This is a genomic window from Thioalkalivibrio thiocyanoxidans ARh2 (genome assembly GCF_000385215.1).
GTDB lineage: Bacteria > Pseudomonadota > Gammaproteobacteria > Ectothiorhodospirales > Ectothiorhodospiraceae > Thioalkalivibrio > Thioalkalivibrio thiocyanoxidans.
Genome location: NZ_ARQK01000056.1, coordinates 92,964 through 101,467, shown reverse-complemented (window position 1 = coordinate 101,467; position 8,504 = coordinate 92,964). Strand labels below are relative to the sequence as shown.

Below are 8,504 nucleotides of genomic sequence, written 5' to 3'. Positions count from 1 at the left end.
CCTACCCTCCCGATATGAGCCCCTTGTGGAGGGCGTGACAGGCCGGGAGAAGGCGCTGACTGTCTGAGCGAAGCCGAAGGCGCAGCGAGTTTCAGCGCCGCCGGCCTGGCGCGGCCGGAGCAAGGTTCCCGGGCGAATCCCGGGCGTGTTTCTTGGTTACTTCTTTGCACGAGCAAAGAAGTAGCTCGGGGTGCGCTGCCGAGACAGCGCACGGCAGTATGCGGACCGAAGGCACGTAAACACCGGATGCCGAACCAGGGCCAGCCTCAACTAGGCAGGCGGCCCGGCAACGGTAGATCAGGGTTCGGCGTGTGTCAGGCGCGCGCCGGGGCGCGGGTGTCGTCGAACCAGAGCCAGGCGATGGCGATGGTCAGCAGCGCGATCACCGACAGCATGGCCAGGTTCAGACCGTCCCAGCCCAGTGGCCGCAGCAGCGCCCCGGCCAGCAGCGAGCCGGCCGTGACCAGCGTGAAGATGGTCAGGTCGTTCACGCCCTGGACCTTGCCCTTCTCGGTGGCGGTATGCGTGGTCGTCAGCAACGTACTGCCGCCAATGAACAGGAAGTTCCAGCCGACCCCCAGCAGGAACAGCGCCAGCCAGAAATGCCCCAGCGTCTCCCCGTGCGCGGCGATCGCCACGCTGAACAGCACCAGTACATTGCCGAGTGCCAGGATGCGCGTGATCCCGAGGCGGGTGATCAGGTGGCCGGTTACGAACGAGGGCGCGAACATCCCCAGCACGTGCCACTGCATCACCAGTGCGATCTGGCCCATGTCGAACCCCGCCTGGCGCATGGCCAGTGGCGTCGCCGTCATCAGCAGCACCATGACCGCATAGCCCAGCGCGGCCGCGGTCAGTGCCACGAGGAAGCGCCCTTGCGGCAGGATCTCGCGCATCGGCCGGGCCGGGCCGCGTTCCTCCGGCGGTGGCGCCGGCACGCGCAGCCAGGCCAGCAGTGCCATCGCCAGCAGGGCCAGGGCGCCGAGGACCAGGTAGGGGCCAGCCTCCGGCGTGCCCGGCAGCAGGGCCTGGGCATGGTGGGCGTTCCAGGGGCCGAGGAAGGCGGCCACGACGCCACCGGCCATGACCAGCGAGATCGCGCGCGGGCGAAAGGCGGGGCTGGCCACGTCGGCGGCGGCAAAGCGGTAGTACATCGCGAAGGCCTGGTAGGCCCCCAGGAGCAGATTGCCCAGCACGAACAGCCAGAAGGCCTCGGCGAAGACCCCGGCCGCAGCCAGCGCGGCGCCACCGGCCCCGCCCACGCTGGTGCCCAGCAGGAAGCCGGTGCGCCGTCCGAAGCGCTTCATGAACAGGGAGGCCGGCAGGGTAGTAACCAGGGTGCCGACCATCATCGCGGCGACCGGCAGGGTGGCCAGGGCGGGATCGGCCGCGAGGCGTTCGCCGACCACGCCGCTCAGCGTCATCACGGTGACTGCGGCGATCAGGAACAGCGCCTGTGCCGTGGCCAGCAGCAGGACGTTCACGCGTTCGCGCGGCGTGGTCGAAGAGGGCACGGGATTCCTTTCCAGTCGGTTGGCAACCTGTTCAGTCGCGCGGGCGAAAATCGAGCACGGCGGAGTTGATGCAGTAGCGCAGACCAGTCGGGGCCGGGCCGTCGGGAAAGACATGCCCCAGATGCGAGTCGCAATCCGCGCAGCGGACCTCGGTGCGCTCCATGCCTAGCGAACGGTCACGATGCTCGGTGACCGCGTCGGGTGCCGCCGGTGCCGTGTAGCTGGGCCAGCCCGAGCCGGAATCGAACTTTGTCGCGGAGTCGAACAGGGCGGCCCCGCAGACCGCGCAGTGGTAGATGCCATCGTCCTTGTGGTTGTTGTAGGCGCCGGTAAATGGCGGCTCGGTGGCGCCTTCGCGGGCGATGCGGTACTGCTCGGGGGTCAGTCGGCGGCGCAGGTCGTCGTCGGAAAATCCGGAATCTTTCATGCAGCCTCCGCAGGGGTGATATGGTCATGACACATGCGTGCTGTCACGTTGTGCCGCCCGCCTGATCCTACCACTGGCAGCCCGGACATGGCGTGGCCAGGCGAGACCGCTGGAGGTGGTCGTGAGTTGCCCGGATTGTGAACGGATCCACCTGTTGCCGGCGGAGGCCGGCACCCTTTTTCTGGCGCCGGTGCTGGCGCACACCCGCAGCGCTCTGCGGCGCCGGATGGTCGAGGAACAGATCCCCTGCAGCGAGCCGACCTCCGGTATCCTGGCGATGCCGGTATCCGGCGCGGGCGGGCTGGGGGATGCGCTGGCTCGGCTGGATCAGGTGCTGAGCGGATCCGAGCAGGCTGGCTGCCGCGCGACCTTTGTGCCGGAGGGCGAGCAGTTCGGTCTCGGACATCTGCAGGACACCCATCTGCTGTCCACGCTGATCGCGCGTCACAATGCCCGTGATCTGTCGGTCATCCTGGCGAACGACGCGCTGGACTTTCACTTTCAGCCGATCGTGCATGCGGCACGTCCCACCGAGGTCTTCGCCTACGAGGCCCTGGTTCGGGCCAGTGCGCCGGACGGCGGGATCATCCCCCCGAACGAGCTGTTTCGCACCGCGCGCAACGCCGAACTGCTGTTCCATCTGGACCGCTCCGCGCGTATCAATGCCATCCGGCGGGCGGCCGAGCGGGGTATCGGTAGCCACCTGTTCATCAATTTCAATCCGACCGCGATCTACGACCCCGCCTTCTGTCTGGAAACGACCGTGCGCGAGATCCTGTCGCGCCCGGAGGGGGATGGTCCGAGCGGTTTCGTGTTCGAAGTCATCGAGAGTGATCAGGTCAAGGAGCTGGATCATCTGGCCGGGATCGTCGACCGGTATCGCCGGGCCGGGTTCCAGGTTGCGCTGGATGATCTCGGCGCAGGCTATGCCTCGCTGAACATGCTGTCTCAGTTGCGCCCGGATTTCGTGAAGATCGACCGCGAACTGGTCAGCGGTATCGATGGCGATCCCTATCAGCAGAAAATCCTCGACAAGGTCGTCGAGCTCGCGCGTGAACTCGACGTACAGATCATCGCCGAGGGCATCGAGACCCCGGGGGAGTGGCAGTGGCTGAAGGACCGGGTCGACTACTGCCAGGGCTACCTGTTCGCCCGCCCGGCCGCCGAGCCACCCCTGCCGCAGCACCCGGAGTTCCCATAGCGCTGGCGTGCTTCTACCCCCTGGCTGTGTGGAGTGCCGGCACAAGCCGATGTAACAGCACGAACAGGGCCGGGATCACCACCAGCGTCAGAACGGTCGCGGCCAGGATACCGCCGATGATGACCGTGGCAATCGGCGAGAAACGTTCGGCCCCGACGGCCATCTCCAGGGCCAGCGGCAGCATGCCGGCGATGGTGGACAGGGCGGTCATCATGATGGGGCGCATGCGCGTTTCCACCGCCTCGGTGACGGCGGCGTATACGTCCAGGCCCTCGGCCAGTCGGCGCCGGGCCAGGTCGAGCAGGATGATGCTGTTGTTCACCACGATGCCGATCAGCAGGATGATCCCGAGCAGCGCCGGCATGGATACGTACTTCCCGGCGATCAGCAGTGCCGCGACCACTCCGATGAACTGCAACGGAATGGCGGTCATGATGATGACCGGGTGGGCAAAGCTGCGGAACTGCACGACCAGCAGTAGATAGACGGCCAGGGCGGCCAGCAACAGCGCGCGCATCATGTGGTCACGGGCCTCGTCGAAGTCCGCCTGCTCGCCGGCCAGTGTCGCCGGATAGCCATCCGGGGCGGCGAACGTGTCCAGGCGCTGCTGCACGTCGGCCACCACCTCGGATAGCGGGCGTCCCAGGTGGAAGCCGAGGATGTCCAGGGTCCGCTGGCCGTTTTCCCGCGTGACAATGCGCGGGCCGAGGGTATGTTCAAGGCTTGCGACCTCGCCGAGGGCGACCGGGCCCTCGCGGGTGGGCAGCAGGATCCCCTCCAGGTCCTCCGGATAGCGGCGGTCCGAGGCCTGGTAGCGCACGACTACGTCCAGGTCCCGCTTTGGTGGCTGGCGGAAGCGTGTGGCCACGGCGCCGTCCATGGCCTGGTGAACCGCACGGGCGAGCCCGGCCCCGGTAAGACCGAGTTCGGCTGCCCGGTCATGGTCGACCCGGACCCGCACCTCGGGGGTGTCGAGGGCCCAGTCCTTGTACAGGTCGGTGATGCCGGGGATGCCTGAAAGGTGGTTCAGCAGGTCGCTCGCCGTGTGGTCCAGGGTTTGCGCCTGCTCGCCACTGATCCGGGCGATGATCGGGGCGGCGGTTGACGAGCGTGCGGTGCCGCCAAGTTCCCGGGGGACGGCCAGGGTGACCCCCGGGGTGGTCTCCAGGCGTTGGCGCACGTCGTCCATGATCTCCCACTGTGTGAGAGAGCGTTGCGTCCGCGGCACCAGCGTTACCGTGATCTCGGCCTGATTGACGCCCATGGCGCCGCGGTCGCCCATCGAGCGGGCGCCGGTTTCGTGGCCGAACTGGCTGCTGACATCCACGACGTATTCGTGTTCGGCCAGATACCGCTCGACGGGTTCCAGGGTTGCCAGGGTGGTGTCGAGCCGGGTGCCCGGCGCCATGTCGACCAGAACCTGGAAACCGCCCGAGTCGAACCGCGGCAGCATCTCGCTCCCGGTCATGCGGAGCATGCCCAGGCTGAGGGCCAGCAGCATGACGGCCACCACCAGCGTCGCCAGCGGACGCTTTAGCGCCAGGGCCAGCACGTCCAGATAGAGGTGACGGACGCCGCGCGCCGGTGCCTCCAGGGTCTCCCGCCAGCGCGGGGTGGCGGTCGAGGTGGCGGGTCGCAGCCAGTAGGTGGCCAGCAGAGGGATCAGGGTGACGGCCATCACGAACGAGGCGCTCAAGGCGAACGCCAGGGTCAGCGCGAGGGGCCGGAACAGCTCTCCTATAAAGCCACCCATGAATGCCAGGGGAAGCAGTACGCCGAGGGTGGTCAGGGTGCCGCCCAGTTTGGCGCCGAACACCTCACCCACCCCTTCGATGGCGGCCTGGCGCGGGGGCTGGCCCTCTTCGTCCAGGTGACGGTGGATGTTCTCGAGGATCACGATGCCGTCATCGACCAGCAGGCCGATCGCCAGGATCAGCGCCGACATGGTGACCATGTTCAGATCCAGGCTGGCCAGTTGCATCAGGCCGAAGGTCGCCAGGAACGCCGCCGGTATGGAGAGGGCGATGATCCCGGCCTGACGCAGATCGGCGAGAAACAGCAGGACGATCACCATCGTCAGGGCGATGGCGATCATCACGGTTTGGGTCATGTCGGCGATCACTTTCTCGGTGAACACCGAATCATCGTCGGCGACGACGATATTCAGCTCGGGCGCGGCATCGCGCAGGGGTTCCAGCGCCTCGCGCACCCGTGCGGCCACCTCCACCGTGTTGGCATCGTCCCGCCGCAGCACCTGCACGGCGATCGCTGCCTGGCCGTCATGACGGTAGGCCGCGCGGGGCTCGCCGGGCTCCAGGCGGACTCGGGCGATATCGCCCAGGCGCACACGCGTATCGCCGTCCGCGACGAGGATGATCTCGCGTGCATCGGCCTCGCTTCGCAGCGGCGCATCGAACCGCACCACACTCTCGAGTTCACCGATGCGGACACGACCGCCCGGCGCCATGAGATTCCAGTCGTCGAGGGCCTCCAGTACCTGGGGCATGTCGATCCCGAGGGCCTCGGTGCGCTCGGGATCGAGCGCAACATGCAGTTCCCTCTTGTGCCCGCCGACCACGTCGATCGCGGCGACGCCGGGGATCCATTCGAGCCGTTCCCGTATCGCGTTGTCGGCCTGCTCGCGGATCGCGTCGAGCGCCAGGGTGTCACTGGTCAGGGCGATGGTGATAATCGGCTTGTCGGCGGTGGAGAACTCCAGGATCTGCGGTTCTTCGATGGTGGCGGGCAGGTCCGGGCGCAACCGTCCGACGGCGTTCTGGACGTCCACGGCGGCAAGGGCGCTGGTGATGCCGTAGTCGAATTCCACCCGTGCCACGGACAGGCCGGTCTGGCTGGAGGAGCTGATCCGGGTGACGCCGTCGAGGCTGGCAAACTCCTCCTCCAGCAGGCGTGTGAGTTCGCGATCGACATCCAGGGCCGCCATGCCGGGGTATTCCGTGATGACCGTGACGGTCGGCGGGTCGGTGTCGGGAAAGAGCTGGACGGGCAAGTCGAAGCGCGCCTGCAAGCCCAGGATCAGAGCGGCAGCCAGAAGGGCCAGCACCGTGTGCCGGTACCGCAGGAGGCCTTCGACCCAGGTCATCGGGGGCTGTCGTCCACGGCGTGCACGGGCATCCCGTCCCGGATCCGGCGATCCGGGGTCACGATGATGCGGTCACCGGGCTCGATGCCCTCGAGAATCGCCCGTTCTCCATTCGGCAAGGACCGTGACACCACTTCCGTGTGGTAGGCGCGTCCGTCTTCCAGCCGATAGACCCATTGGCTCTTGGCGTCGCTCCAGATGGCATGGGCCGGTACCCGGATGGCGTGGTCCAGATGTTCCAGGACGACCCGTGCCTGTACGGCCATGCCGGGGCGCAGGGCCTCCGGTGGTTCGGTTAGCCTCGTCTCAAAGCTCCCGCTACGCCGGCTGGTGTCCAGCGTGGGGTAGACCCGATCAAGCCGGGACGTGACGGTATGATCCAGCGCGGGGATGGTCAACTCGACGTCCAGACCGGGTTTGAGTAGCAATGTGTCACGCTCCGGCACGCGCAGAACCGCATGCAGATCCGCGAGGCCCACCAGTTCGATCAGGGGCTGTCCCGAAGTCGCGAGATCGCCTGGGCGGACATGCGTGCGCCGAACCTGGGCGGTGAAGGGGGCCCGCTCGGTCGTGTACTCCAGGCGTTTGCGGGCCAGTTCCAGTGCTGACCGGTTTTCGCGGAGTTGGGCCTCCAGTGTGGCAACGCGCTGGCGAGCGTCGTCGATTTCACTTTCCGGAATCAGATCCCGGGAAAAGAGGTCCTGCTGGCGATCGAGGTTGCGCTGGGCGGTGGCGCGTTCTCCGTCCAGGCGCTGTTCGGCGGCCTCGCGCTGCTGGACCTCCAGGCGCGTCTCGTCGGTGTCCATGCGCACCAGGACTTCATCCTCCTCGACCCGGTCCCCGGCGTGCAGGGGGCTTTCAAGCACCCTAGCGGCGACTCTTGCCGAGACGGTGGTCTCGTCGCGAGTCTCGATGCTGCCCCGATAGGCAGCGCTGTAGAGTGTGGCTCCCGTGGGTTCTGCGGAGATTGTGGTCACGGCCGGGGGTGGCGCCGCGCGCGCAGCCTCGGGAGAGAACCGTTCCGACAGCCGGTCCGTCGCGCTCCAGACGGTCACGATTGCCACCCCGCCCAGCGCGAGGAGGCCCAGGGTCCGCCGCAGAGCGCGGCGACGGCATACCGTGCGGGAGGCCTTCATGTCCCGCTCAGCGTTCCGGGGCGTTATCCGGCGACAGGCGTGACAGGTCGCTGCTCACCTTGTCGCGGAATGCGCTGTGGCAAGCGATGCATTCGGTCACCAGTCTGCCGTGGTAGCGGATGGCCCTGTCCAGGTCCTGCTCCCGTGCTGCATCGGCGAGCTGTTCGGCGGTGTCGTGCACCTGCTGATCCATCCCGCGGAACTCGCTGACCCGGTTGCCAACGGCCGACAGGACACGCCGTCGCTCGCCCAAGGAGGGTTTCGGGTGGTCTGCGATCGCCTCGGCTGCCTCGGTGGCGGTAGCGAAGTCCTCGATGAACAGCGCGGACTGTACCCGGTTCATGTCTTTCGCGAGCCCCTGCATCACGGACTGAAAGGTATCGGCCGACGCAGTGCTGGCCAGCGGCATGGCGAGGGCGGCGACGACCAGGGCGGTACGGGTTGCAGCACGGGTATGGGACATATCCAGACTCCTCGGGGTTGGTCGGGTGTATTCAGGTGCGGGTCGAGCCTTGTGGGGGCGGGGGCTCCGGTGTGCGCAATGCCGGTTCCAGCAAGCGCCAAAGCACCTCGCCCTGCTGGTCTAGTGGAAACTCGAAGTCGGAGAGCGACCAGCGCATCACCAGGCCCTGGATCATCGCCACGATCAGACGAGCGGTTTCGGCCGGTTGCAGATCCCGACGAAAGCATCCCTGGCTGATCCCTTCCCGGAGCAACTCTTCCAGCCGGGAGGTGTAGCGATCGATGATGTCGCGGACCACGGCCTTCAATTCGGGATCTTCCCGATGCAGTCGTTCGGAGAAGATCAGGCGGGGCAGCCCCTTGCGGCGGCTGATGAATCGCAATTGCCGGGCCAAGAGTTTGCGCAGGCGGACATCTGCAGATCCCCGTCCGGAGAACATTGGTGTAAGTACGTCCAGGAGCTTGCGGCCGATAGAGTCCAGTGCTGCGCGGAAGATCGCATCGCGGTTCGGGAAGTGCCGGAAGATCGTGGGCTGTGCGATCCCGACCCGATCGGCAATGTCCTGAGTGGAGACATCCCGGGCACCGTGTTCGGCCGTCAGGTCGAGCAGTGCCCGAACGATTTCTTCGCGTCGTTCTTCGCCGGATTTTCGTTTCATGC

General features: G+C 67.0%; 7 protein-coding genes. 1 reads left to right on the top strand and 6 read right to left on the bottom strand.

The annotated features are described in order from the left end of the window. Window positions 1–314 precede the first annotated feature (314 nt). Window positions 315–1,514: an MFS transporter gene (locus G372_RS0110030; protein WP_019624038.1), complete on the bottom strand. Its 1,200-nt coding sequence runs from the start codon at window positions 1,512–1,514 to the stop codon at window positions 315–317. 31 nt (window positions 1,515–1,545) lie between these two features. Continuing rightward, window positions 1,546–1,941: a peptide-methionine (R)-S-oxide reductase MsrB gene (gene msrB / locus G372_RS0110025; protein ID WP_018862690.1), complete on the bottom strand. Its 396-nt coding sequence runs from the start codon at window positions 1,939–1,941 to the stop codon at window positions 1,546–1,548. Between the two features lie 121 nt (window positions 1,942–2,062). Here msrB and G372_RS0110020 point away from each other — a divergent pair, with 121 nt between their 5' ends. Next, window positions 2,063–3,142, top strand: a complete 1,080-nt coding sequence (locus G372_RS0110020; protein WP_026278784.1) for an EAL domain-containing protein — start codon at window positions 2,063–2,065, stop codon at window positions 3,140–3,142. Between the two features lie 13 nt (window positions 3,143–3,155). On the opposite strand, the gene G372_RS0110015 is transcribed toward G372_RS0110020, so the two are convergent. From G372_RS0110015 to G372_RS0110000, 4 genes are read right to left on the bottom strand one after another with little or no spacing between them, the layout of a single operon-like run. Further along, entirely contained in the window at window positions 3,156–6,245 is a 3,090-nt protein-coding gene (locus tag G372_RS0110015) for an efflux RND transporter permease subunit (RefSeq protein ID WP_019624039.1), read from the bottom strand. Beyond that, on the bottom strand, window positions 6,242–7,381 hold the full coding sequence (locus tag G372_RS0110010; protein ID WP_026340359.1) for an efflux RND transporter periplasmic adaptor subunit: 1,140 nt from the start codon (window positions 7,379–7,381) through the stop codon (window positions 6,242–6,244). Before G372_RS0110010 ends, G372_RS0110015 begins: the two co-directional genes overlap by 4 nt. 7 nt (window positions 7,382–7,388) lie before the next feature. Next, a complete protein-coding gene (locus G372_RS0110005; protein WP_019624041.1) occupies window positions 7,389–7,844 on the bottom strand; it encodes a cytochrome c in 456 nt (151 codons plus the stop codon). A 31-nt stretch (window positions 7,845–7,875) separates the two neighbouring features. After that, window positions 7,876–8,502: a TetR/AcrR family transcriptional regulator gene (locus tag G372_RS0110000; RefSeq protein WP_019624042.1), complete on the bottom strand. Its 627-nt coding sequence runs from the start codon at window positions 8,500–8,502 to the stop codon at window positions 7,876–7,878. Window positions 8,503–8,504: the final 2 nt, after the last annotated feature.

Bases quoted from the DNA above. Each gene is read 5' to 3' on its own strand.
- G372_RS0110015 (WP_019624039.1), bottom strand. From the start codon at position 6,245: ATGACCTGGGTCGAAGGCCTCCTGCGGTACCGGCACACGGTGCTGGCC.
- G372_RS0110005 (WP_019624041.1), bottom strand. From the start codon at position 7,844: ATGTCCCATACCCGTGCTGCAACCCGTACCGCCCTGGTCGTCGCCGCC.
- msrB (WP_018862690.1), bottom strand. From the start codon at position 1,941: ATGAAAGATTCCGGATTTTCCGACGACGACCTGCGCCGCCGACTGACC.
- G372_RS0110010 (WP_026340359.1), bottom strand. From the start codon at position 7,381: ATGAAGGCCTCCCGCACGGTATGCCGTCGCCGCGCTCTGCGGCGGACC.
- G372_RS0110000 (WP_019624042.1), bottom strand. From the start codon at position 8,502: ATGAAACGAAAATCCGGCGAAGAACGACGCGAAGAAATCGTTCGGGCA.